Here is a 25,231-nt window from a genome sequence, read left to right as displayed (position 1 = left end):
TATTCTATGAATGACCCAGGCGAGCTAGCTGCTCTAACGCCCTCTTATACTGAGTTTTTTGCGACTCGGTATCTGACGTTGAGTTTTTGATGGGGAAATATTCATTGAACTGACACTCGGATAGCGCCGTTCCTGATAATCTCTTCCAGCGTTGGATTGAGCTGAAGCGAGCTTTATCCGTTTTGAGCGACGGCGAATAACCGTGGCATCACCCATTTCTTTTTTCACCAAGCAGGCTTCGGGCTGTCCCTTATCCTCTGGTGCCACCCAGGCCCGGGCAGGAGGCATAGCAACAACCTCCTGATCCACTGAAGACACGACAGCTTCGACTTTATCATCTGCAACCGGCCGATCAGCTACCCTATTGCCGGATAGCGTTGACCGAACGTCCTCAGTCAAGTCCGTCTCTACGACTGGTGTCATCTGCTCGCTACTGGCTCTCACCAGCAAAGGTTTGGCCTTTACATCCGCTGCAACAGGTTCCGCTTTTTGGATAAGTGTATCGAGTTGTTTCAGCCTGTTAACTAACTTGGAAGACTCAATCTCAATAATCTTCTCACGGGAGCTCAGCTCAGCATTTTCAATATCTTTCCGTGCAGTCAAATCTTCTCTTTGTGATAGAACAGATTCGTCATGCCCGGTATTTTCAGCAACACGGGGATAATTTGGGACCGCTCCGCTCGACTCCGATGGAGTAACGCCAGCTGCTCGCTTTGTCGCTTTCCCCCTTGGAGCAAGCTCTGCCGGAGCCCTTTTGCCAAAACCCATCTTGGCCTTGTCGCCAAAAGAAGCATACTGTCCAGCAACTTTCTTTTTCTCTTCAGCATTCCTGCGAGAAGCAATCGCTGGCACCGTTGTTGCGCGAGAATCCTCCTTCAACCGCCCGAGCAGTTCCTTGAGTTCGTTTTGCAGCAGGGTCAGATTCTCCCCTGCGCTACTACTCTCCTTTAATACAGATAGTACCGCATCTGAACAATCCAGAGCTTGTTGATGGGCAACGGTCAAAGCCTCATTAGCCGCCAGGGAAGCTTCAACAGCTTGAGCGGCCTCCTGAGCTTTGAGAGCGGCATGTTGTTGCCGAATCTGTAGCTGATTGAGCGTCCTTGCGGATTCTGTCAAAGCCTCAGCAACCGTATTCACATGTTGCTGTGTTTGTTGCTGTAACCCACTTAACTGCTCCGCACTTCCCAAAGTACGGACCAGCAAACTAATGCCATCAGCCAAAACAGACTTTTCTCTTTCTTGCTGATCATTGTCAATCGACGCCTGATCACCACCATGACTTCGCTGACTGACAACTGCTTTTTGATTACCAAAGCCCCTGTTTTGAGCCCCAGTGACATTATCTTGAGAACCAGTGGTATCACCTTGCGAACCAGCAACATCATCTTGAGAACCAGCGACAGACTTGGAGCGGCTATCCAATGGTCGAGAGTTTGCTGTTTGACTGTCCGCTAAAGAAACCATTTTAGCCAAATCTGCCGATAACGGATGGCTCGCGCTTGTCTTAATTCCTGAGGATGCGGTCTCGGCCTTTGTCTCAGATAAACTGCCTGATGCTAATTTTTGACTGAATGTCGACTTAACTTTTTCGGCGCTCTGATGGCGCTTTTGAGCCACTGCCAGTACTGATGCTGAAACCGACGAAGAAGCTCTGCTGGTCATCAAATCGTCAATATTAGTACGATTGTTTCCATGAGCGTTGTGTTCTTTCGCATCAGCTGAGACAGGTTTTGTCTCAAGCGGTTTTGCCAGTGATGATGAAAATGGCGACACCTCATTTGCTGATTTGCTTGACTGAGAACGGACCTCAGCGGCTTTTTCAGCTTCTGCTCGAGCCTGTTCCGACATTTCTTTCTGCCAGGCTTTATCGAGCTGTGTCTTAGTACAGCGTTTTACCACTGAATCTTTAAGACCAAACTTATAAGAACGCAATGAACGGGCCGACAACTCAATCGTATGGAAGAGCTCAATCTCTTTTAGCTCTTCTCTGTCTTCAACAAAGTCCAACTCAGTGATGGAAAACTGGCTTTCTCCATGCTCTCTGATGTCTTTATAAAGAGGAAAATCCAGCCCGGCATCTGCTGCTCTGGCATACAGTTCCCAGCGCTCAAAAATATCACCGCGACAGGAACCAACATAATTTTTTCCCGTAACCTTGTTCAGGATCTTAAAAACGACCACAAATAACCTATATGTAATTCAAAATTTTTGCTTGGAAGCTCGCGACGCAAGGCTTAACGAATAGCGTAACAGACTGATAATAAAAAACTATTCACCTAGATCAAGCCCATGGATTGGATACTGCATATTTGACGCACCTTCAGAGACAATGAAGGATACAGGGCGCGCATTATACCGAGGTCTCAGCACATTAAAAGTCTTGAATATGGTCGTTAATTAGCATAGGTCATCAGCATTGCTATATGTCAAAAAGACGATAATTGCGACGCTGATCAGGTCAGCTCCGAAATGATCTGCGCAAGTCGGTCAATACCGGGTCGTATACGCTCGGTGGCAATGGAGGAATAGCCTAATCTGAAATAATTAAGCGGCGGGGTTTCGCTGTGAAAATAGATGTCGGCAGACTCAATTACGACCCCCCGCTCCAATGCGCGAATTTTTAATTGCCGGGCATCCAGGCCTTCCGGCCCTTTCACCCAATAGGAAGAACCGCCAAAAACAGGTGGTTTTGATGATTCTGGAAGACAATCCTGAAGAGCATCTCCCAGTACTTTCCAGCGTTCTTCATAAAGTTGTACCAAACTGCGAATCTGAGAGTCATGGTAACCTCTGGACAGAAATAACCCGATGACCCGCTGATTATTCATTGGCGGATGTCTCATCATCATACGTCGAAACTCTCGCACTTCCTGAATCAGTTCACGAGGAGCAACTAAGTATCCGAGCCGGAGTCCTGGAGCGAGCGTCTTGGATAAACTCGCCAGATAAATCACTCGATCACTACGATCAAGGCTTTTAAGAGCCGGGGTTGGCTTTTCTGCAAAGCTGGTCTCGCATTCGTAGTCATCTTCAATAATAAGAAAGTCTTTCTCCGCAGCCTTGTCTAAAAGAGCAACCCGACGATCCAGTGGCATCGTGACTGTGGTGGGAAAGTGATGACTTGGAGTGGCAAAAACCACATCACAATCATCCAGTTGAACATCCACCACCAACCCCTCCTGATCCACTCGCAACGCTTTGGTGGCAGTCCCGGTACAATCAGCAATTCTCTTCACATCAGGGTAGCCTGGGTCTTCCAGGCCCATGGTCGTAGTGGGATTCAGTAGCAACCGCAAAACCATATACAGTGCATGCTGGGCTCCGACAGTAACCAGGATTTCTTCTGGATCTGCCCAGACGCCCCGACGCGGCAATATGCGAGAATGTATCTGCTCGATAAGCAGCGGGTCATCATCATCGTAGGAATCACAAGCCCAATCGCGGATAGCCTGCACGCTACCAGCATCGCGACTGCATTCGCGCCAATGGTTAGTTGGAAACATGCCCGGGTCCAACTGGCCGTAGATGAAGGGATATGGATAGGCATGCCAGTTCTGTACCTTATTTAACTTCCTTAAGGTTGGCCGCGACTTAAGGTGCTGGCTCCAATCAGGCGCAGCGTTGGGCTGCGCGCAGACTTTCACGTCATCACGGATATTGCCTTTGAGTATGTCCTCATTGACATAGAAACCGGCTCGTTCTCTGGAAACCAGATAACCATCATCCATCAGTTGTTGGTAAGCCAAAATCACTGTATTTCGAGAAACACTCAAGATTTCAGCCAGCTTTCGAGTTGAGGGCAATGGAGTATCAACCGGGATATGCCCATCCAGTATTGCAGCCGAAATTTGTTCTCTAACCTGTTGTTGTAAAGATGATTCGCTGTCAGGCGAAAGATGAAAAAGATGATTAAGCATAGCGGTAAATTAACCTTTTTCGGAATCCATATCTTACTCAAGTTTATCAACAGAATTATTATTTAACCTTCAAGTTCTGTGGCTAAGAAACCTGAGCAGGATGACATATATCCAGACAACCTGGCATTAGCCTTTAGCACCCCAGATTACTGACATAACAAAATACTCTCAAACAGGGTTCGTTATCGATCCGAGTTGGCCTGGAAGCGCCTGCAATAGCTGGGCAGGTTGTAGAAATGACTTTTTCATACCAACCACGAAGATTTGTTCAGTCACTAAATAGGGTCGACATCACAAGACATGTATGTCTTTTCAGACAGTCGGGTTAAACCAAAAAATCGTAAAACGCCCTCTAAGGAGACAGCGGATAAGTTCATTGTATGCTCCGTGGGCTTTCTGAGCCCAGACGAGCTTATTCGAAGGTTCCCAAGCTTCTATTCGTTTAAGACCCGGATCGTTTAAGCCTCTATAGATTGACATATATCATGCGATACATTAATTTAATAAAAATATAATTTTATGTATCTCTTTGTAAGCAACCAGCATTCTTTAAAGGCAAGTAAAGTGGCTTTCTGTACAGCCTTTATTTCTTGACGCAAACCAGCCGAGATACGGACTTAAAAGCAGTACTGGATAACAGCTGGTTGATAACAGCTACTTAATAACAAGAGCACTGATGAGGCTTTCCCACCATGAAAATACAAAGCTATATTGCTGGCCAATGGACTGATGGCCAGGACCAGGGCGTTGAAGTATTTAATGCAGTCAATGGCGATTCTGTGGGTTGGGTTTCCAGCAGTGGCATAGATTTTACACAACCGCTGGCCCATGCCCGCTCACAGGGTGGCCCGGCATTGCGAAAGCTATCCTTTCATGACAGGGCTAATCGACTGAAAGCTCTGGCACAGCATCTACTGGCAAAAAAGGAAGAGTTTTACCGCATATCCTCATGGACGGGAGCAACCCGGATCGATAGTTGGATTGATATTGAAGGCGGCATCAGTACGCTGTTTACCTACTCTAGTTTGGTTCGGCGGGAACTTCCCAACGAAACGTTTCTGGTCGAGGGAGAAGCCGAGCGACTGTCTGCTGAAGGCAGTTTTATCGGCCGCCATATACTGGTCCCGAAAGAAGGAGTCGCTGTACATATCAATGCTTTTAACTTCCCTTGCTGGGGGATGTTAGAAAAGATCGCACCTAGCCTCGCGGCGGGGATGCCGGTCATCGTAAAACCAGCCACTGTATCCAGTTACCTGACTGAAGCTGTTGTCAGGGAGATCATTGCCAGCGGATTATTTCCGGAAGGCTCTATCCAGTTAATTTCAGGCAGTGTCGGTGACCTTTTAGATCACCTGAATGAACAGGATGTGGTGACCTTTACAGGCTCTGCATCGACTGGCCAAAAACTCAGAAGTCATCCCAATATTGTTACCCATTCAATTCCCTTTACCATGGAAGCTGACTCACTGAATTGCAGCATCCTCGGCCGACAGGTGGAGCCGGGATCCCCGGAATTCGACCTCTATATCAAAGAAGTGGCTAAAGAAATGTCGGTTAAAGCGGGTCAGAAATGTACCGCTATCCGCCGTGCCATCGTTCCAAACAATCGTATCGAAGCCGTTTCAGAAGCACTAAAAGCAAGATTGTCAAAAATGACATTAGGAGATCCGGCTCAGGAAGGCGTCCGGATGGGCCCACTGGTAGGTCGTTCTCAGATGAAGGATGTGTGGCAAACCTTGGAACAACTTAAAGGCTGCTGCGAGCTAGTACATGGGGGAACAACGGACTTCAGTATTGTGGGTGGCGACAGAGAAAAAGGGGCCTACTTCCCCAGTACTCTACTCTATTGTGATAAACCACTCAGTACTGATGCCCCTCATTCGATCGAGGCCTTCGGCCCCGTTTCAACACTGATGGGGTATACGGATACTGACGAAGCGATCAGCATCGCCAAATTAGGCAGAGGCAGCCTGGTTGGATCACTGGTTACCAGTGACAATCAGGAAGCAAAACAAATCGTACTGGGTTCTGCTGCATACCATGGCAGACTGCTGGTACTTAACAGCGACTGTGCTAAAGAATCTACCGGCCATGGCTCCCCCTTACCAACATTAGTACACGGTGGACCAGGTCGGGCCGGAGGTGGAGAAGAGCTGGGAGGAATTCGTGCAATCAAACACTACATGCAACGGACCGCCATACAAGGCCACCCGACTACACTGACGGCGATCACTAACGAGTACAATCCTGGCTCCCGGCAAATCAAAGATCCCGTCCATCCCTTTAAAAAACACTTCGAAGATCTTCAGATCGGCGAGACCCTTATCACCCACCGCAGAACCGTCACAGAAGCTGATATCGTCAATTTCGGTTGTGTCTCAGGAGATCATTTCTACGCCCACTTTGATGAACTGGCAGCAAAAGATTCCCTCTTTGGTAAGCGTGTCGCCCATGGTTATTTCGTCATATCTGCTGCCGCTGGAATGTTTGTCGAACCTTCTCCCGGTCCGGTCCTGGCAAACTATGGTATGGAAAATCTGCGTTTTGTAGAACCCGTTGCTATCGGCGACACCATTCAGGTACGTCTGACCTGTAAACAAAAAATCAAAAAAGATCGACGAACTGAAGAAGAAAAACCCAACGGGGTCGTAGTCTGGGACGTGGAAGTAATCAATCAGGAGCATACCCCGGTCGCTATCTACAATATCCTCACTCTGGTAGAAAGACGGGAAGAATAGTCAAACAAAGCCTGCTGGCGCTGGGAACCTGAGTCCAGCAGGCTCTGTTTTAGGGAAAGCGATAAACAGGCCCTCTGCCTCTGGCATTCAGAGCAATTAGAGATCAGGGCAACGATGACAGGCATTCTGGTTGTCTGTCGAAAATCGTTAACGCTGATACCTGGTTGCTCAATCCGCCCTCATTACTGTCAGGTTTTTTGAAAAAAACTATCTGTTTAAATCAACCTAACTGACTGAAAAAAATAATATTTACTCCCCCTAAAGTATACTTATCCCTCTTTTTATCTTTATTTTAAAAAAATGATGGAACTAAGGTTTCATCCCTCCCACTCAATAAAAGGCCGGCGGAAAGCCAGACATATTACCAGCACTGGCCACTGAATCGTGAAACGCTAATTCAGGTAACTCTCCGCCCGGATAAATTCTAAACCGTTATAAGCAACCAGGGCCACCCATGTACATAGACAGTGAAGGCTTATACGAAGCACTTCCTCTCATTTATATTGTCAGCGGCTGGAGTGTATCAGAACAGACAATATCTCATATGCATTAAGCTTCACTATCCGATCCGGTGGTCAGGGGTTCTACTCAAACAGCTTTGCTCCAGCGACCTTCAGGAGGTTATTTCACCATAGGATTACTCTGAAATGGTCAACGCAAACTCCTCTGATGCTCCGCTGAACAGACTACCCAAGCGATGACTGGATTCAGGTTCCGCGGTGAACTACTTGAGTTTTTTACAGTATATTCAAAAAATTGAATCCAAATGAGTATATGAAAGCGTATTTATAGACAGGGATACCGGCTCATCACCGCCAAAATTTCAAAGGAATCTAACGGTGCTTGCTCTCAGGACGAATAAACTTAGGGGTTCAGGGATTAACAATGAGAAAGACCAAAACACAGATACTTGCTGCATTGTTGTGTTTACTATTCTCCCTGCCAAGCCAGGCCGCAGCTGAATATTTTAAAAGACTGACTTTAGACCAAGCGATTACCACAGCCCTGCGTAATAACAGAATCCGCATGGTCTCACACTACGAGATCGCAATCGCTGAAGAACAATACCAACAAGCACTTTCCGCCTATTGGCCGAGTCTCAGCCTCCAAGCTCAGCTGCAACGAAAGGATGAAGACACTACTTATTCTTTTCCGGGTCTGCAGGCAGCGATTCCTACACCGGCAGGAAATTTGACAACCAGGGTGCCCGAATCTCAAATGATACTGGCTGGCCGTGACCTGGGCACGGCATCGCTGAACCTGACCTACCCAATATACACCGGTGGGCAACGCAACAGCCTGCGTAAGCAAGCAAGGTTTGGCGTAGACATTGCTAAAGCCGGCGCCAGGCGAGCGGACCTTCAAGTCATTTACGATACCCGACGCTACTACTACGCAGGGATCTTGACAGCAAAACTCCGGGACCTGGCTTGGGAACATCTCAATTCGTTGAAAGTCACACGGGATTTGACCTATGCCCTGTATCAAGGGGGCTCTTTAAAAGCAAATAAAATTGACTATCTTCGCACAGAGATTGCGGTCTCCGTTGCCGAGTCTTTTCATACCGAATTTTCAGCCCGCCATAAAGCAACACTTGCGGCCCTGTCCCAGAGTATGGGAATCCACTGGGATACAGAACTCACTCTGGCCTCCAAGCAGTTTCCGCAGCACGCTGCCAAAAGTACAACACTGGAACAGGCTATTAACGATGCGATGAGATTCAATCCAGACAACGAAATTTTACACCTGGCGGTAAAGGTAAATGAAGCCGGTATTGAAGAGGCCAGAAGCAGCTTTTCCCCTAAAATCGCCTTAACCTCCAGCATCAACTACCTTGAAAGCTCATTCGATGGCGGTGTAACTAATGGTACCAACCGTAACTCCTGGACCCTGGGCATCGCTCTGAATATGCCTTTATTTGATGGTTTCTCCAGTCGGCATAAAGAATCAGCAGCCCGAGCAAAACATACACGATCACAGGAACAAAAGTTGTTGTTGGAACAAGGTTTGGCCGCTCAGGTCAAAAGCTTGCTTCTGGAGATAGACCGAGCCAATAAACTATCTGATATTGGCGCAAAAGGGGCGGACTTCGCTGCCGATAATCGACGGCTGTCCGTCATGGCCTATCAGCAAAATACTGTCCCTGTCGACGATATGATTGAAGCGCATCTTCAAGAAGCGATCATGAAGAGTAATCTTTTCCGAGCACAACACGACCAACTGCTGTATACGGCAAACCTGGACTTTGTATTGGGTGGACAGTTACTGAACAACGGAGTATATCCTCGATGATTCTCCCGCTAAAAAAATCTGTTGGCTGGAGAATCCTGCTGGGCCTGACGCTAATATTCTGCTCATCTGCCAATGGAAATGATAATCAGCCTAATAATGATAATAAGCCTAATAATGATAATAAGCCTAATATTGTCAGAATTGCCGCTCTTGAAAATACTTTCGATGTTCCCCTGGTCGATGTGGAAATTACTTTCAAAGTCCTGTACGACAACATTCTTAGTGGCTACAACGAAAAGGCCCACGTAAAGATATATGACAGCTTTTCAATGATGAAAAAAGCCATTGAAAATGGTCAGGTAGACGCCATTGTTGCCAATGCGCCAGATGTGCTGTTGATAGAGGGGCTGATTGATCCCGATGCCATATCCAGTATTGTCACACGAGGCCGACTTAAGCAACGCTGGCTGTTGGTCACCCGCAAAGATATTTCCCCAGGAGACTGGAAAGCACTGCAAGGCAAGCGCCTTACCACAAGCCGCAATGTGACCTTGGGAAACATTGTTCTTAACGTCGCTCTATTAGAGGCAGGGTTTGGACAATCAACCGGGTTTTTCCGTAGTACTACCCCCAAGGAATCTCCACATCCGGCTATCGTTGACGTTTTCTTCGGCAAAGCGGATGCGGCACTGGTGACCGAAAGTGCCCTCGAGGTAGCGCAAGAGTTGAACCCCCAGATCGGTAAACGGCTTAATGTCTTTATGAGATCTATCCCCTATCTACTGACAGTTAATGCTTTCCTGAAGGACTTCCCGGCCGGGAGAAAAGAAAACCTGAAGGATGCCAGTCTGAGATTCCACGAACTGCCCAATGGAATGACATTACTGAGGCTATTTAAAGCAGAAAGAGTCAATCAAGTAACATGGCACGACATGGAAAATGTCAGAAAACTGGTAGCCAAATACAAGCGCTTAACAAAGAGCGTCAATTAGATGATTAATTCCAAAAGCCTCAGTACTTATTTAGGGACTCGTATTGTTGCTGTTCTGATATTCTTCAACATTATTTCGTTGACGGTGATCTTGCCGGTCTACGATAGCAAATTGAGACGAATGGTGGAGCTTCAGGGACGCAATTTTGTGGATACCACCATTGCCGCCAATTCGGAATCTTTGTACCGGGAAGATTTTGGGACGATCGTCGACAGTACAATCAATATTCTGAGAAAAACTGAAGATATCAAGTTTGTTATCATTACCCCCTATGAAAAGAACTGGCGTCTGGTCATAGAATCCAATACTTGGGCAATGGAGGACATTGTACCTTTAAACCAGCCAGCTAAATCAACTGATGAGCTCATCTACAGCTCAGAAAGGAATACCGAAAAGAAGCTTTTTACCTACACCCATCAGATTGTTCTGGGCGAACTTCGCTGGGGGAGTTTGTCAATCGGACTGTCAGATCGACATTATCAACAACTCATCACCGACTACTACGCCAATGCAGCCCTGACCAGCTTAGTTCTTACCCTGATAACCTTCGCTGCCATGCTATTTGCGATGCGAAAGCCACGCTTGCAGATCCAAGCACTAAAACAAGTACTGGGCCGACTTAAGGCGGGAGAGTTAAGCGCTCGCAACAATACTGACAAATCCATTGGAGAAATTCACGACATATCCACTGCGGTAAACGATATGGCTGACCATCTGGAACAGGCAACAAGGGAGGTGCAGTTACTGGCAAAAGTCACCGAAGAGACCGGTGATGCATTAATTCTCTTCAATGCCGAGCTACGGGCCACCTATACCAACCACGCCTTCCTGACAATCACGCGGATAGACCCGGATAGGATCATCAATCAATCATTCGATCAGATATGCAGCATGATCGGCATACCCGGTGAAGACAGAAATTCCTTTAACCAGCACACGTCCTCAATACCTATCTATCCCTGGAACAGAGATATCACCTTGGAAGCGGCAGCTCCACGCGGCCCTGACACACACATAAGCCTGCGGTTTAATCATTTTGTCTGTCAGGCCTATAAAGAAGATTGGTACTTTGCAGTTATTTCTGACATCAGTGCTAGAAAGGCGCTGGAAAGAAAACTGAACAATCTGGCCTATTTTGACAAGCTAACCGGCTTGGCCAACCGTCCTATGTTTTATCGGGGGCTACAAAAAGCCAAACATAGGGCAGACAGAACAGGGACCGGGTTTGTGGTCATGTTCCTGGATCTTGATGATTTCAAAAATATCAATGACTCACTCGGCCATGATCACGGAGACGGTGTGCTGATAGAAGTTGCACGACGTCTGGAGACCATTTTTCGGGGTGAGGATCTGGTCTGCCGCCTGGGCGGTGACGAATTTACCGTTATCATGCAGAATGCAGAACATCCAGACCAGATTGCTTCCAGAGCCCAATCAATTATTGATCAATTAACCAAACCTGCAAACATAATGGGTAAAGATCTTCGGGTCGGTATCAGCATCGGGATCACCAACTATCCTGATGACGCTGGCGCAATTGATGAGCTGGTCAAAAAAGCCGATGTGGCCATGTATCATGCAAAGCAAAAAGGAAAAAACCAGTACAAATTCTATTCCAAGAGCTGGGACCTGCAGCAACAACTGAGTTTTTTTGCCAAAGAAAGCCTACGCAAAGCCATCAACAGTGGCGATGATCAGTTTGTTATCCACTACGAGCCAGTCGTCGATATCCAAACCAACAGGATCGTTGAAATGGAAGCTCAGATACGTTGGAATCACCCGGAGCGCGGTTTACTTTACCCATCAGAATTTATCCCTATTGCAGAACAATCAGAATCTATTCAATGGATCGGTGAATGGGTATTAAAAGAGGCGTGTAAACAGGCTGCCCAATGGGATATCAACGGCTATAAGGGCTATGTATCACTGAAACTTTCGCCGTTACTACTGAGAATACCAAACTTCTGCGATCAGGCTATAGCTCTCCTGGAGCAGGGCCGACTGAAAAATGTCGTTATCAAACTGAGACTGACCGGTGATAGCCAAATCTGGCATACACAGGAAAACCTGATCCGGATTGAACAACTTAACCGGGCCGGTTTTGCTTTGGCGATTGATGACTTCGGCGCAGATCATTCATCTCTGAATGACCTCATTCGGATTCCCTTGGTCAGTGTTAAAATTGACAGAACTCTTATTGCATCATTACCTGACAAACCGAAGTTTAACGTCATCGTCGCCAGTATCATATCAGTCTGTCATCAACTAGAAATGACGACAATTGCCGAAGGTGTAGAAACCGAAGAACAGGCAGAATGGCTTAGAGAGAACGGATGCGACTTCTATCAGGGGAGCTATTACGCACCATTTGCTGAATCCCAGCTGGTTAAAAATCACTCGTAATGTCCGATGAGGCAAACAATCATATTGGGTCAATCATAAGAACCTGTAAATAAGTCCAATGTGTTTTCTGTAGACTCGATAACGGAGGGGGTTGTATTGGCAACTTGCCTGGTTTTATCAATAAAGCTCGATATATTATCTGCAGTCATCGGTTCTGCAAAATAGTATCCCTGAGCAATATGACAACCCATAACTTTCAACCGTTCAGCAATTTCCTTAGTTTCTATCCCTTCTGCAACGACCGTCCAGCCGATCTTTTTAGCCATGATTAAAACTGATTCAATAATCGCTTCACTGATCGGATCATCGGTCAGGTTTTCAACAAACGTTTTATCAATTTTGACCGTGTTAAAGGGAATCTCCTTCAAGTATGAAAGCGAGCTCATCCCCGTTCCAAAATCATCAATTGACCTTTTTATCCCCATGGATTCAAACTCGTTAAACATTTCAGCAGTGTGGCAGGCATTGATAGTTGTTGCGGACTCAGTGAGCTCCAACTCGAGCAAGTCAGTGGACAGTAACCCGGCTGCAATCTTTGATTTTAGAAAATTGGTAATTTCATAATTTTGTAAATCATAGGGAGAGATGTTAACCGCGATGGGGATCTTAATGCCTGCTTCGGTCCATGCTTCTATTTGTTTAATCACGGTGTTCAAAATGCACTGAGTAAACAGATGAGCAATGCAGCTGGTCTCAATTAAATCGAGAAATTCATGAGGACTTAACCGACCCTCTATTGGGTGATCCCAGCGGACCAGGGCTTCCACCCCGGTAACCACCCCGGAGGCAAGGCAGATTTTGGGCTGATATAACAATATAAACTGCCCATCCTTAAGTGCTTTCATCAGCTCGGCACTGCGTCTGATTTTAAGGAAAGACAACGTGTGCAGATCGTCAGTATAAGTCGTAATCAGCTGCCGGTTATTTTTAGCAAACTTAACCGCATGGACCGCCTGTGTAATAATCTCATTTTTGGACACAGTTGCTACTGACAGGTGAGAGATTCCGAGGCTCAGCGACGGCAGGAAGCTCACGGGCCCGTTAACGATAGGGTCATGAAACTGTTTCGTTATAGCAGTTGCCAGCGACTGAACCCATTGATCAGAGTGATTGACAACCAGAATATAAAACATATTCGAATCGTAACGACCAATAAATGTGTTTGCAGATTTATGCTGCTCCAGTCTTGCCGAAAATTTCCGGAACAGATCCCACTTGACCCCGTAGCCATAGGTCTGTTCGAACATATAAATATTATTAACTGATACAACAATCAGACTGTAGTTGGGTTCGTCAGAGGAGACAAATGTCTCTAATGAGCTAAGAATATCGTTTAGGAAGTTCTGGTTGGGAACACCAATCAAATAATCGTAGGTAGCCGAGTGATGCAGTACCGCTTTTGCTTTTGATACATGCTTGGAAACGAAGATGGCAACGCCAAACGATGCCCAGAACCCGATCCAAAGAACAACTACAGACAGGCTAAACAACCGCATAAGCACGGTATCCCTGGCGATATCCGAAGCTCTGAGCTTTTGTACTGTTGTTACCGTTCCGGAAGCCGCAGCCATCACCATCCATAGATATTCATTGCCTTCATGATAAAGCAGATGACTCTGTATTTTTTGAGCGTGTAGACTGGCAGGCAGTTCTGTTCCCAGCAATGGGTCCGGGCTAGTCCGCACTTGATCATTCACCAGTCTGGCCAATATCAAGGCCCGATCGGGGGAAATATTATTGAGGGATATGGATTGGTATTTTCCTATGTTCAGCACTACCATTGCCGGATCTGACGTACGCAATTGCCCGGCTAAAGCGTTATCCGGTAAATATCGCTCTAATTCATCAACATCGAAATCATTAGCGGGCCCTTGAAACTCAGGCAGAATGCCTTTCAAATACTCTACCGTATGCACCGAGTTAGCATGTATTTTTGTAAACTCCATGTGCCGGCCAAACTCCACTGAAGCGTTATAGCCTTCATATATGAACAATGAACCAATCATCATTGTAACGGTGGAGAAACCGATAAAAATTCGCAGTCTTAAAGACTTTTCCGATTCAATGTTGAGTATTGACTGGATTTTACTGGAACCCGGTCGTCTACTCTTCATTTGATTGTTCTTTTCGACTGGAGATCCCAACCAAACTGTACATAAAACACCAACAGATCAGGCTGGACAGAATGTTCAGCAAACCAAAATATAAACAGAAGTTACTCAGTAACGGGCCAGGCACTACATCTAAAAACATCCAACTGACCACAACTAACACTGTACCTAAAGCTGTTCGCAATAATCTGTCAGCCAATCCCATATTATGCGACATCATTACTGTAACCTCTGTAAATTCAAGAACTTAATTCTGATTTTTTATGCTGCCTACAGTCATTCTTATTAAAACCTGAGACCAAAAAAATCTCAGTCTGCAGCGAGCCCCGTGGCTTCCACTCAATGGGTGTCCACTCAATGGGTACTAACTGCAGATGACAGAAGGCCTTATTCTTCGTTTCGTTCCAACGCTTTTCATACGATAAAATCAACGCTCTCGAGTATCGTAATTCGCTGTAAGCAGGGAAAGGGACAACACGGAAACTGCAAGGAATATAAATTATTGTTAACAGGTCAGCACTGATAAGGCAGTCTGACATTTCACCGACTCAATACTGAGTGGAAGTGGAGAGCTGTAAGTTCCAATTTTTTTCAATCAGTGCATATTTTTTCAAGTCAACTTACCGAAACCAACCAATTCAGCAGTTCAGAGGGTTATCGTAGGATACAAAGGCCATAATTCGGGCCATACTCCTGAACAAAAAACCAGTGACAGGATGCAACTGGTCTGATGAAACTACCACCCGGTTCAAGGGGATAAAAACTAAGGAACCGGGCTGAAGAGACAGTTTATCCGCAAAAACTCTCGGGTAATTATTCTGCAATTCGTTCGAAGCCGGCTTCCAGATCCTCAATGAGGTCTTCAACGCTTTCAAGACCAATATGGACCCGAATCAGCGTGCCTTCAAAATCCACATCACCAGAGGGGCGAATAGCGTTAATCTGCTCAGGTTGGTTAGCCAGGATTAAGGACTCATAGCCGCCCCAGGAATAAGCCATACTGAAGTGCTGAAAATTATTCAGATATTCCTCCAGTTGATCATTGGTCAGACGCTTTTTCAAAATAAAAGCAAACAGCCCATTACAACCATGGAAATCTCGACGATAGAATTCATGCCCCTTACAGCTGGGTAACGCCGGGTGATTAACCCGTTCAACTTCAGGACGCTTACTCAACCATGTAGCGATAGCGATACTGCTTGCCTCATGTTGTTTAAGTCGAATCCCCATGGTTCTGAGACCTCGAGCAGCTACATATGCCGTATCAGCATCAACCATCTGCCCCATCAGGTAGGATCGTTCCTGCAAGCGATCCCAACAACGCTCATTGGAGACGGCTGTTCCCAACATCGCATCAGAGTGGCCGACGATATATTTGGTACCTGCCTGAATTGAAATATCAATATCATGTTCCAGTGCTTTAAACAAAACACCGGCCCCCCAGGTATTGTCGATCATGATGATAATATTTGGGTTTATGGCACGAACGGCTTTGACCATCGCCGGAATATCCGGCACTTCCATCGTTATGGAACTGGGGGCCTCAAGAAACAGCACTTTTGTGTTTTCCTGGACAAGTTTGCCAATACCGGCCCCAATCGTCGGTTCGTAATAGCTGGTACTGACATTCATATCCTTAAGTATGATGTTGCAGAAATCCTGGGTCGGTTCATAGGCAGCACCTGACATCAGTACATGATCACCAGCAACCACAAAAGAAAGAATAGCATTGGAGACGGCTGCTGCACCGCAGGGATAAAGCGCACAACCCGCCCCACCCTCCAGCTCAACCATTGCCTCCTGCAGGGAAAAATGAGTCAAGGTACCACGACGACCATAAAACAGTTCGTTCCTGGCGCGATTGACAGTAGCAAACTTTTTGTCTTTGACCGTATCAAATACCAGTGACGATGCTCGCTGAATAACCGGGTTTACAGAGCCCTGGCCAAACTTCCTCGAACGTCCAGCCTTAACCAGTGCTGTTGCAATCTTATCCAGATACATGTTAGTTCTCACTTTTGCGCGTTGGTTCACAAACAGCACTTCAGTAGACCCGGAGTACTTTAGAGTTAGAGTACTTTATAGTTAGAGTACTTTAGAATTAGAGTACTTCAGAATTAGAGTACTTCAGAGCCAGAGTACTTCAGGCCTAAAACACTTCACGATAGGCGAAGAGTCCCTGACTCCCTCCAGTATGCAGAAACAGAATATTCTTTCCTGCTGAAAAGATACCCTTCCGACACTTATCAATCAGGCCTGCCATGCCTTTACCGGTATAAACAGGATCCAACAGAATACCTTCGGATTGGGCACAGAGGGTAACAGCTTCAATTGTCTCCGGAGTGGTTATGCCATAACCCTGACCATAATAACTGCCATCAGCAACCACTCGTCCCTTAGCCAATTCTGGATCTAATTCCATATGCTCAAGAGTCTTTTCCAGTAATGACTGAACCAGCGTTTGCTGCGCCTGCGTATCACGGCTTACAGCAATACCCAGTACCGGAATATCTGCGCCTGCTGCAATGAGCCCTGCCAGCAAACCGGCCTGAGTACCAGCACTACCAGAAGCGAGTACGATCTGATCCAGCCTGATATCCTGCCCTCTAATCTGTTCCAGCACCTCATTGGCACAACGAACATAGCCAAGACTGCCTATCTCATTAGAACCTCCCACGGGAATAAGGTAGGGCTTTTTTCCGGCTTCGGCCAGGCTAATCATTAATTGATCGGCAAATTCCAGGCAGTCCTGCTGATCTTCCAGATAGTGGATGTTGGCGCCAAACAGCTTATCCAGCAAGATATTACCGTTATTGTAGTAATCCTGTTTAGGAGTACCTTCGACGTCTTCAAGCACCAGCTCACAGGCAAAGCCGAATTTCGCTGCTGCGGCTGCCGTCTGGCGAGCATGATTTGATTGCAACCCTCCAATGGTCACCAACGTATCGGCTCCAGCGTCACTGGCCGCTGCCAGCAAATATTCCAACTTGCGGGTTTTGTTACCGCCACCTCCCAGGCCGGTGCAATCATCTCTTTTAACAAAAAGATTACAACCTAACTCCTGAGACAACCGGGGCATTGATTCCAGCGGTGTAGGTCCATGGCTGATAACCCGGCGAGGAAACGTATTAAAGTCCTTCATAAATGCCGCACTCCTTCAGCACTCTGCGAGTGCTTGCTTTCTTCGTTTACAAAAGCAAACTATGCAAATTATTGATCAGGAAAGCAGTTAATTAACGACTTTCCTGCGAGAGAATTCAGCCGGGCCAAACAGGCTGAAGTTGTTTATCATCGGGCACTAATGCCCCAGAATCTGACTGAGAAACAGCTGAGTACGTTCATTCTGCGGATTATCAAAAAACTCATTGGGGGTATTCTCTTCAACAATACGGCCATCATCCATAAAGATAACCCGATCAGCGACTTGTTTCGCAAAACCCATTTCGTGAGTGACACAAATCATCGTGGTCCCTTCATTTGCCAGTTCAACCATAACGTCCAGCACTTCCTTGATCATCTCAGGGTCCAGTGCCGAGGTCGGCTCATCAAATAACATCACCCGGGGATTGGAACAAAGCGCCCTCGCAATCGCTACGCGCTGCTGTTGCCCTCCGGACAGTTGGCCCGGATACTTATGCGCCTGCTGTGGAATTTTGACCCGTTCCAGATAACTCATTGCCATTTGCTCAGCGTCTTTCCTCGGCATTTTATTCACCAAACGCGGCGCCAGGGTCAGATTATCCAGAATCGTCATGTGGGGGAACAGATTAAAATGCTGGAAGACCATCGCAACTTCTTTACGCACCGCTTCCAGGTTCTTTACATTGTCATCCAACAGGATGCCATCAATTAAAATTTCACCACTTTGGTATTTTTCCAAGCGGTTCATACAACGAATAGCCGTCGACTTACCTGAGCCTGAGGGTCCACAGATAATAATTTTTTCACCTTTCTTCACGTCCAGGTTGATATCTTTTAAAACGTGAAAATCACCGTACCATTTATTCACATTGTTTATATGAATAAGTATATCTTCAGCTGATGCCTGAGTGTTTAAACTCATAATTACACCTATATTCAGTTCTGTTTGGGAACCTGCAAACAACGTTCTCCGGGAATCACAGATCCCTCGGGGAACCTTTGAATAAGTTCCTTAGTGCTGTTCGCCTTTACGTAGATCGGTTTCCAGATTATTCGCATAAGAAGCCATCGAATAACAAAAGACAAAATAAATTGCCGCTACAAAAATATATGCCTCCACATAAAAGGCCCGCCACGATGGGTCGGTAATCGCCACTTTGGCGGTAGCCAGAAGGTCAAACAGACCGATTATCAACACCAGAGAGGTGTCTTTAAAGGTCGAAATAAAACTGTTGACCGTGGGGGGAATAACGATTCGCAGAGCCTGAGGCATAATAACCACCCGCATGGTTTGCCAGTAGGTAAGCCCCATAGCCGAAGCAGCTTCGTACTGCCCCTTAGGTAAAGCCTGCAAACCACCTCGGAATACTTCTGCCAGATAAGCAGCCGTAAATAAGATAATACCCACCTGTGCCCTGAGCAACTTATCAATGGTCACACCCTCCGGTAAGAATAGCGGGAACATCACCGAGGCCATAAACAGCACACTAATCAGCGGAACACCTCGCACCAGCTCGATAAAGGCAACGCACCAGATACGAATCAACGGTAATTCTGATTGACGCCCTAAAGCTAATAAAATACCTAACGGGAAAGCGGCAACCGTCCCCACTACAGCGAGCAATAATGTCAGTGGCAGACCACCCCACTGGGTGTTTTCGACGTAGCTTAAACCAAGCACTCCCCCCCACATCAGGACGCCGAGACCAATCAAACTTCCAGTCCATAATGGAATCAGCCAAAGCTTCCAGAAAGAGCGGTGCAAGCTACAGCCAATCAGGCCCACGAACCACACCATTGCGACCAGCGGACGCCATTGCTCATCCCTTGGATAAGTACCAAAAACAATCAATTGATACTTCTCGGAAATAATCCCCCAACAGGCACCACTCGCCGCTTTGCAGGCAGTAGAATCTGCTGCGAACACTGCATTTAGAATGCCCCAGTCCACTACAGCTATGGTAAATTTTACCAACAGATAAATGCAGATTGCAGAAATCACCGTATTCAGTTTACTGCTGAACAGATTCTCCCTGATCCAGTAGAGCGCACCACTCTGACCAGGCGGTTTCATAGTTACGTTATTCATATCTATCGCTCCACCAGTGCCATTTTCTTGTTATACCAATTCATGAAAAGCGATATTGTCAAACTGAGCCCGAGATAGACAGCCATGAATATAGAGATAGCCTCAATCGCCTGCCCGGTCTGGTTCATCGTAGTATTCGACAAAGACACAAGATCCGGATAACCGACCGCTACGGCTAAAGAACTGTTTTTGGTCAGGTTAAGATACTGACTGGTCAATGGGGGAATCATGACCCGGGACGCTTGAGGCAACACCACATGCATCAGAGTCTGGCTCGGTTTTAAACCCAGATCTGTAGATGCCTCCTGTTGTCCTTTAGCTACCGATTGCAGACCGCTACGCACAATGTCGGCGATGTAAGTGGATGTATACAGTGATAATCCGATCAGCAATGACAAAAACTCTGGAGAGAGTTTGGCGCCGCCTTTGAAATTAAAGCCTTTCAGTACCGGCGTATCCAATTCAGTGGGGGCTCCACAAACAAAATAGGTAATGACAACCAGACCAAGCACCAACGCCAACCCGGACCGCACGTAGGGAAATAACTGACCTGTTCTGTCCTGACGATTCAACGCCCAGCGTCGAAGTAACCAGGCGCCAAGAATCCCAGCAACAAATGCAGCACCCATCCAGAAGTACGCCGGATGATCAGCGGGTACTGGAAACAACACACCACGGTTACTAAAAAAAACATCCGGTAAGACTTCCAGGGCTCGCTTCGGATTGGGAAGGCCATTATTAATAACGGCGTACCAGAAAATCAGTTGCAGTAGCACCGGAATATTACGAAACAAATTTATGTAAATTGCAGCAATACGGCTCAGAATCCAGTTTTTTGACATTCGTGAAATGCCAATAAAGAAACCGATAATCGTCGCGAAAATAATACCTAACAGGGAAACCTTAACTGTATTCAGTAACCCTACCATCAAGGCACGACCATAGGAATCAGAAGGGCTGAAGGAGATCAGGTGCTCACTGATTCCGAATGAAGATTCAAGCGACAAAAAACTATAACCTGTCGCAATCCCCTGGTTATCCAGATTTTCAAATGTATTGGAAATAAGATACCAGGCGAGGAAAACAATACCTCCTGTAACGAGTATCTGGGCAACCATACCCCTTACTTTCTCACTATAAATTAACCCCGATAGCCTATTACGGTTATTTGATGGGTCAGACATTAAACGACCTCTCTAATTATTATCTGAGCGTATTCGTTGAAGGAATCACTGATCAGGTTACGGACATCTCTGACTTAAAAACCTGAACATAAAAAAGGGGTTCTAAGGAACCTATGAGCAAGCCCCTGGAGCAATCAGCTTTACAAAAGACAGCGCAGTAAAATAACCATCTCCAGACGCTATTTCAACCGTCCCCTGATAAAAGGAAGCCCCGATAAACGGGGCTCCGATCATACAATATTAACGAATGGGGGCCGGGTACATCAGACCACCATTAGTCCATAGCGCGTTAAGACCGCGCTCCAGACCCAGTTTAGCCTTCACATTACGGTCATAACTTTCACCGTAATTACCAACTTGCTTAATGATATTATAAGCCCAGTCTTCACTGAGCCCCAGCGCCTCACCCATACCTTCAGTTGTACCCAGCATACGTTGAATGGAAGGGTCCTTGCTGTCTTTCCTGACGGCGTCAACATTAGCAGATGTAATCCCCTTCTCCTCTGCTTCCAACATGGCGATATGAGTCCAGCGAACAATATCAGCAAACTGCTCATCACCATGACGCACGGCTGGCCCTAGTGGTTCTTTAGAAATGATATCCGGAAGAACGACAAAATCATCGGGATTAGACGCGGTCTGGCGATAGGATGCCAACCCCGAAGCGTCGGTTGTGTATACATCACAACGTCCTGAGAAAAATGTTTGTACAGCTTCGGTAGCACTTTCAATCACAACCGGCTCGAAAGACATACCTTTGGAACGGAAGTAATCGGCCAGGTTTAATTCGGTCGTCGTGCCAGGTTCAATACAAACTGTCGCTCCATCCAAGCCTTCAGCACTGTCGATACCCGACTCTTTGGCAACCATAAAACCCTGACCGTCGTAAAAGTTTACCCCAACAAAGTTAAGACCTACTTTCGTGTCCCTTGATAGTGTCCAGGTTGTGTTACGTGTAAGTACATCAACTTCTTTAGACTGTAACGCAGTAAACCGCTGTGCTGCCGTTAAAGGGGTGTATTTGGTTTTGGTCTTATCGCCCAGGATCGCAGCCGCAATTGCCTGACAAAGCTCGACATCCAGACCTTCCCATTTACCCTCCGAAGTGGGTGCGGAAAATCCGGTGAGTGCAGTGTTAACACCACATTGCACATAACCTTTTTTCTTGATTGAATCAACAGTATCACCAGCCATCGCGACAGTACTAAGTGCAGCAGTAGCAGCGATGACACCACCGACGATCAGTTTTAATGATTTCATTGGTTATTCTCTTCCCTTGTTTTTATAACCGATTTATTAAATACAACTTATCACTAAATTAGTAGCCTTAATCATCATTTTTTCCCGGCTGATTCGCAACTGACGAAACACCAAAATTTTACTCATCAGATAGGGAACCGGGCAGACTCATTCCGTCAACTATACTGGAAGACAGCTTATGCGATATTTCATTCTAATTTTCGGGCTGCTTTTCAACGACCTCGGTTATGGGGAAAGCTCCCATCAGTCTACCCCTTCCAGCCGTCAGATTGTTGAGATCGGTGGATACCCAATTCCAACAAAAGAAGCCTTTCGAAACTGGATGCTGGCAAAAAAAGTCACTGCCAAGGTTGTTGAAATTCATCGGTACTTTTTAGCAGGCTCCGTTCAGGGACGTTTACCGCTGTACCTGGTTCTGTTGCAGGGTACCGACTGGCAGTCCCACCAGTACCCTTTATTCACACTGCCTGACCGAAAACACTGGAGCAACATGCGGCGAACACTGCAACTGCTTGAGACAGAAATTATTCCAGTAGTAGGGGATCTCATTCCCGTGTCGGGAGAACGCAGCCAGGAATACAACCGTCTGGCAGGTGGTGCTGAAAAAAGTAAACACCTGATATTCTGCGCTTTGGACCTGGTTCCATCATCCCCGATTGAGCCAGAACATCTCCATCAGATGCTGCTAAAAATATACCGGGAAAAAGGCCAACTCTATAATATGGGGCTTGGACTTTACTCTGGAACCCGATTTCATATTGATACCTGTGGATACCGACACTGGTAAGCAAAAGCTCAGCTTCTGAAACGGATAGAACCACTCAGCCAGAAAAGACGCAAAACTTCTCTATTTATAAGAAACCAGCAATAATTCTCTATTTTTATATAAATTCAAAGCCATATCAGCAAGCATTAGCTCAGCAACATGGTAGACAATGCTCTCCCTGCTAAATTGCTTAAATGATTTTTGGAGATGTTCTTTGGATCAGTACCGCGGTGAACCCACCTTCAATGTAACAGGCTCACTAGCCATGCTCGCGACCCTGTTAATCTGGGTCGGATTTCTATTATCCCTACGTGCAGAAAATCAGTCGCTGCTGACCCCTACCGATCTTGCAGTGATGCGTTTCGGGCTACCAGCATTATTGTTTCTGCCAGTACTGATAAAAAGCCGACACAAGCTTACAAAAATTGGCGTCGGATATAGTCTGATGATTATGCTGGGAGGATTGCCATTTTTTTATCTAATCTCTTTGGGTACCGGTTATGCTCCCGCAGCGCATGCGGGAGCATTAGTCCCGGGCACCGCTCCCTTGTTTGTCACCGGCTTAGCAGTCTTAGTCTATAAAGAACCACTGCCACAGAGTCGTTTAGCGGGGCTCACTGTTATCCTGCTGGGTGTTACCGTATTACTGGGAACTGCGCTGCTGAATCTTGAGCAGAACTACTGGCGTGGTCATCTGGCCTTTTTAGCGGCAAGCCTGTTATGGGCTTTTTACACATTAGCCCTTCGAATCTCGGGGATTGGTGCACTTGAAGCAACAGCCCTGCTTTGCACAGGGTCAGTATCAGGATTGGGGTTGTTGATTTCCGGTGACATCGTACAATCCAATCTTGCATCAGTATCCTGGCAGGAAATCTGGCCTTTTTTACTCATACAAGGCGTAGGTGCAGGGATTATTGGGGGGATTACCTACGGTATTGCAATTCGAAGACTTGGTGCTGAAAAAACAGCGGCCCTTGGATCGTTCACGCCGGCACTGGCAGCAATGGCAGCGATACCCGTTTTAGGAGAACAGATGACCACCAGCACACTCATTGGTGTTCTTGTCATCATGCTGGGAGTGGCATTGGCGAGCGGTTTACGACTCGGAAGAAGACCCGGCAAAAAACTTATTGAAGCCTGATCATAAGACCTTCTTTACAGACATCTCAGGTACGGGCGGAAATTATCGATACCGCCCGTCTGCCAAGGAGGTGAAATCAGAATCTGAAAGCTCCTCATTCGGCAATAATTAAATGACGACTGGCTTCTATAAATCAGGCAACACTTCGCTCAGCAACTGATAGCCTCGCTCCTTTAACTGCTCATTAATCTGCTGAGGATTGTCGGCCTTATAACGAATAATGGCGTTACGTATACCGGCATCATCACGCTCCTGATGCTGCGGTGTCATCACACTCACCACATAGCCTCCCAGATCATCCAAACAGGCCAGCAGCTTTGACAGCACCCCTTTTTGATCCTCCAGTCGCACCACCACCCGGGCCGCTCCGACTTCACGACAACCGGTGATATCCAGAAAAAAATTCAGCAGATCGATACTGGTGATGATCCCCTCAAGCTTGCCGTCTTTTACCACCGGCAAGCAACCGATGGTTTTCTCCCGCATCAGGCAGGCCGCATCTTCCACCAGCGTATCCGGCGCGCAACTGATCACTTTGCGATGCATGATGTCCTTGGCCGTCAGTTTCGCCAGCAGGTAGTTCACCTCCCCTGCCGACAGGGTGGTGATATCTGAGGGTGAGGCTTTTTGCACATCCCGGTGAGACAGGATGCCTTGCAGCTCCCCGGCTCCGTTCACCACCGGCATATGCCGTATCCGTTTGGCCTGCATCAATCCGGCCAAATGACTCATCTTGGTGTCTTCTTCGACCATCAGTACTTCAGAGGTCATTATGGTTTCTACATACATTGCTTGGTTCCTCTGGTCTTTTATTCTTTTGCTGTATTGAAGCTGCCATCGGCCAGCCGACAGGAAGCTATTGACGGCATCAGCTGGAATAAATGCCCAATAGATACACTGTGCTTCCAGGTCCCTGCTCTTACTGACCCTCTTTTAACGGCTCTCTTTTAATGACCCAGATAGGCTTTACGCACCGACTCATCTTCCAGCAGCTCTCTGGCCGGCGCCGAGATCGCCACCCGCCCGGATTCCAGCACATAGCCCCGATCCGCGATCTGTAGCGCCGCCCGGGCATTTTGCTCCACCAATAAAATCGTCACGCCCTGACTGTTCAGATCCTGAATCACCCGAAAGATCTCCCCCACCAGCAACGGTGACAGTCCCATCGAGGGTTCATCCAGTAACAGTAATTTCGGCTGTCCCATCATCGCCCGGCCAATCGCCAGCATCTGTTGCTGGCCCCCCGAAAGGGTA

18 protein-coding genes are annotated in these 25,231 nt (G+C 46.9%); 6 read left to right on the top strand and 12 right to left on the bottom strand.

What is annotated here, in order from left to right; genetic code table 11:
* Positions 1-33: 33 nt before the first annotated feature.
* Together BGP75_RS23855 and BGP75_RS23850 are read right to left on the bottom strand one after the other, a co-directional pair.
* On the bottom strand, positions 34-2,184 hold the full coding sequence (locus tag BGP75_RS23855; RefSeq protein WP_076721425.1) for a GIY-YIG nuclease family protein: 2,151 nt from the start codon (positions 2,182-2,184) through the stop codon (positions 34-36).
* A gap of 272 nt (positions 2,185-2,456) precedes the next feature.
* Positions 2,457-3,920: a PLP-dependent aminotransferase family protein gene (locus BGP75_RS23850; protein WP_076721424.1), complete on the bottom strand. Its 1,464-nt coding sequence runs from the start codon at positions 3,918-3,920 to the stop codon at positions 2,457-2,459.
* Positions 3,921-4,612: 692 nt separating this feature from the next.
* On the opposite strand from BGP75_RS23850, the gene paaZ reads away from it, so the two are divergent.
* The 4 genes from paaZ (at position 4,613) to BGP75_RS23830 (ending at position 12,285) form a co-directional block, all read left to right on the top strand.
* Positions 4,613-6,658, top strand: coding sequence for a phenylacetic acid degradation bifunctional protein PaaZ (paaZ, locus tag BGP75_RS23845; RefSeq protein ID WP_076721423.1), 2,046 nt, complete (start codon positions 4,613-4,615; stop codon positions 6,656-6,658).
* 885 nt (positions 6,659-7,543) lie between these two features.
* Positions 7,544-8,950 carry a TolC family protein gene (locus tag BGP75_RS23840; RefSeq protein ID WP_076721422.1) on the top strand — a complete coding sequence of 469 codons (1,407 nt, stop codon included), beginning with the start codon at positions 7,544-7,546 and terminating at the stop codon, positions 8,948-8,950.
* A complete protein-coding gene (locus tag BGP75_RS23835) occupies positions 8,947-9,882 on the top strand; it encodes a phosphate/phosphite/phosphonate ABC transporter substrate-binding protein (protein WP_076721421.1) in 936 nt (311 codons plus the stop codon). Before BGP75_RS23840 ends, BGP75_RS23835 begins: the two co-directional genes overlap by 4 nt.
* Positions 9,883-12,285 carry an EAL domain-containing protein gene (locus BGP75_RS23830; RefSeq protein ID WP_076721420.1) on the top strand — a complete coding sequence of 801 codons (2,403 nt, stop codon included), beginning with the start codon at positions 9,883-9,885 and terminating at the stop codon, positions 12,283-12,285.
* 29 nt (positions 12,286-12,314) lie between these two features.
* On the opposite strand, the gene BGP75_RS23825 is transcribed toward BGP75_RS23830, so the two are convergent.
* The 8 genes from BGP75_RS23825 to BGP75_RS23785 form a co-directional block, all read right to left on the bottom strand.
* Positions 12,315-14,399, bottom strand: coding sequence for a bifunctional diguanylate cyclase/phosphodiesterase (locus tag BGP75_RS23825; RefSeq protein WP_076721419.1), 2,085 nt, complete (start codon positions 14,397-14,399; stop codon positions 12,315-12,317).
* Positions 14,389-14,601 (bottom strand): DUF2892 domain-containing protein, encoded by a 213-nt coding sequence (locus BGP75_RS27850; RefSeq protein ID WP_369832161.1) that lies wholly within the window; start codon positions 14,599-14,601, stop codon positions 14,389-14,391. Before BGP75_RS27850 ends, BGP75_RS23825 begins: the two co-directional genes overlap by 11 nt.
* A 608-nt stretch (positions 14,602-15,209) precedes the next feature.
* Positions 15,210-16,400 carry a cystathionine beta-lyase gene (metC, locus tag BGP75_RS23810; RefSeq protein ID WP_076721416.1) on the bottom strand — a complete coding sequence of 397 codons (1,191 nt, stop codon included), beginning with the start codon at positions 16,398-16,400 and terminating at the stop codon, positions 15,210-15,212.
* Between the two features lie 145 nt (positions 16,401-16,545).
* A complete protein-coding gene (locus BGP75_RS23805) occupies positions 16,546-17,538 on the bottom strand; it encodes a D-cysteine desulfhydrase (protein WP_076721415.1) in 993 nt (330 codons plus the stop codon).
* A gap of 156 nt (positions 17,539-17,694) precedes the next feature.
* Positions 17,695-18,459 (bottom strand): amino acid ABC transporter ATP-binding protein, encoded by a 765-nt coding sequence (locus BGP75_RS23800; RefSeq protein ID WP_076721818.1) that lies wholly within the window; start codon positions 18,457-18,459, stop codon positions 17,695-17,697.
* 90 nt (positions 18,460-18,549) lie between these two features.
* Positions 18,550-19,626, bottom strand: coding sequence for an amino acid ABC transporter permease (locus tag BGP75_RS23795; RefSeq protein ID WP_076721414.1), 1,077 nt, complete (start codon positions 19,624-19,626; stop codon positions 18,550-18,552).
* A 2-nt stretch (positions 19,627-19,628) separates the two neighbouring features.
* A complete protein-coding gene (locus BGP75_RS23790; protein WP_076721413.1) occupies positions 19,629-20,810 on the bottom strand; it encodes an amino acid ABC transporter permease in 1,182 nt (393 codons plus the stop codon).
* Positions 20,811-21,050: 240 nt separating this feature from the next.
* The gene (locus BGP75_RS23785; protein WP_076721412.1) at positions 21,051-22,070 is read right to left on the bottom strand and encodes an amino acid ABC transporter substrate-binding protein; all 1,020 of its coding nucleotides are present in this window, start codon (positions 22,068-22,070) and stop codon (positions 21,051-21,053) included.
* A gap of 178 nt (positions 22,071-22,248) precedes the next feature.
* Between BGP75_RS23785 and BGP75_RS23780 the strand changes: the two genes are divergently transcribed.
* On the top strand, positions 22,249-22,857 hold the full coding sequence (locus BGP75_RS23780; protein WP_076721411.1) for a D-Ala-D-Ala carboxypeptidase family metallohydrolase: 609 nt from the start codon (positions 22,249-22,251) through the stop codon (positions 22,855-22,857).
* 193 nt (positions 22,858-23,050) lie between these two features.
* Positions 23,051-23,977, top strand: a complete 927-nt coding sequence (locus BGP75_RS23775; RefSeq protein WP_158070168.1) for a DMT family transporter — start codon at positions 23,051-23,053, stop codon at positions 23,975-23,977.
* Positions 23,978-24,103: 126 nt separating this feature from the next.
* On the opposite strand, the gene BGP75_RS23770 is transcribed toward BGP75_RS23775, so the two are convergent.
* Both BGP75_RS23770 and BGP75_RS23765 read right to left on the bottom strand, forming a co-directional pair.
* Positions 24,104-24,766, bottom strand: a complete 663-nt coding sequence (locus BGP75_RS23770) for a CBS and ACT domain-containing protein (RefSeq protein WP_076721410.1) — start codon at positions 24,764-24,766, stop codon at positions 24,104-24,106.
* Between the two features lie 158 nt (positions 24,767-24,924).
* Positions 24,925-25,231, bottom strand: a 307-nt coding sequence (locus tag BGP75_RS23765) for an ATP-binding cassette domain-containing protein (RefSeq protein WP_143821170.1), incomplete at its 5' end; no start/stop codon positions are given.

The organism is Motiliproteus sp. MSK22-1, assembly GCF_001968815.1.
Classification (GTDB): Bacteria; Pseudomonadota; Gammaproteobacteria; order Pseudomonadales; family Balneatricaceae; genus Motiliproteus.
The sequence above is the reverse complement of the archived record's forward strand: the minus strand, read 5'-3'. Positions and strand labels throughout refer to the sequence as shown.

What these genes read in the sequence shown, in the direction of transcription:
- BGP75_RS23850 (WP_076721424.1), bottom strand. Translation starts at nt 3,920, where the DNA reads ATGCTTAATCATCTTTTTCATCTTTCGCCTGACAGCGAATCATCTTTA.
- BGP75_RS23795 (WP_076721414.1), bottom strand. Translation starts at nt 19,626, where the DNA reads ATGAATAACGTAACTATGAAACCGCCTGGTCAGAGTGGTGCGCTCTAC.
- BGP75_RS23785 (WP_076721412.1), bottom strand. Translation starts at nt 22,070, where the DNA reads ATGAAATCATTAAAACTGATCGTCGGTGGTGTCATCGCTGCTACTGCT.
- BGP75_RS23840 (WP_076721422.1), top strand. Translation starts at nt 7,544, where the DNA reads ATGAGAAAGACCAAAACACAGATACTTGCTGCATTGTTGTGTTTACTA.
- BGP75_RS23825 (WP_076721419.1), bottom strand. Translation starts at nt 14,399, where the DNA reads ATGAAGAGTAGACGACCGGGTTCCAGTAAAATCCAGTCAATACTCAAC.
- BGP75_RS23830 (WP_076721420.1), top strand. Translation starts at nt 9,883, where the DNA reads ATGATTAATTCCAAAAGCCTCAGTACTTATTTAGGGACTCGTATTGTT.
- BGP75_RS23790 (WP_076721413.1), bottom strand. Translation starts at nt 20,810, where the DNA reads ATGTCTGACCCATCAAATAACCGTAATAGGCTATCGGGGTTAATTTAT.
- BGP75_RS27850 (WP_369832161.1), bottom strand. Translation starts at nt 14,601, where the DNA reads ATGGGATTGGCTGACAGATTATTGCGAACAGCTTTAGGTACAGTGTTA.
- BGP75_RS23805 (WP_076721415.1), bottom strand. Translation starts at nt 17,538, where the DNA reads ATGAAGGACTTTAATACGTTTCCTCGCCGGGTTATCAGCCATGGACCT.
- BGP75_RS23835 (WP_076721421.1), top strand. Translation starts at nt 8,947, where the DNA reads ATGATTCTCCCGCTAAAAAAATCTGTTGGCTGGAGAATCCTGCTGGGC.
- BGP75_RS23770 (WP_076721410.1), bottom strand. Translation starts at nt 24,766, where the DNA reads ATGTATGTAGAAACCATAATGACCTCTGAAGTACTGATGGTCGAAGAA.
- paaZ (WP_076721423.1), top strand. Translation starts at nt 4,613, where the DNA reads ATGAAAATACAAAGCTATATTGCTGGCCAATGGACTGATGGCCAGGAC.
- metC (WP_076721416.1), bottom strand. Translation starts at nt 16,400, where the DNA reads ATGTATCTGGATAAGATTGCAACAGCACTGGTTAAGGCTGGACGTTCG.
- BGP75_RS23780 (WP_076721411.1), top strand. Translation starts at nt 22,249, where the DNA reads ATGCGATATTTCATTCTAATTTTCGGGCTGCTTTTCAACGACCTCGGT.
- BGP75_RS23800 (WP_076721818.1), bottom strand. Translation starts at nt 18,459, where the DNA reads ATGAGTTTAAACACTCAGGCATCAGCTGAAGATATACTTATTCATATA.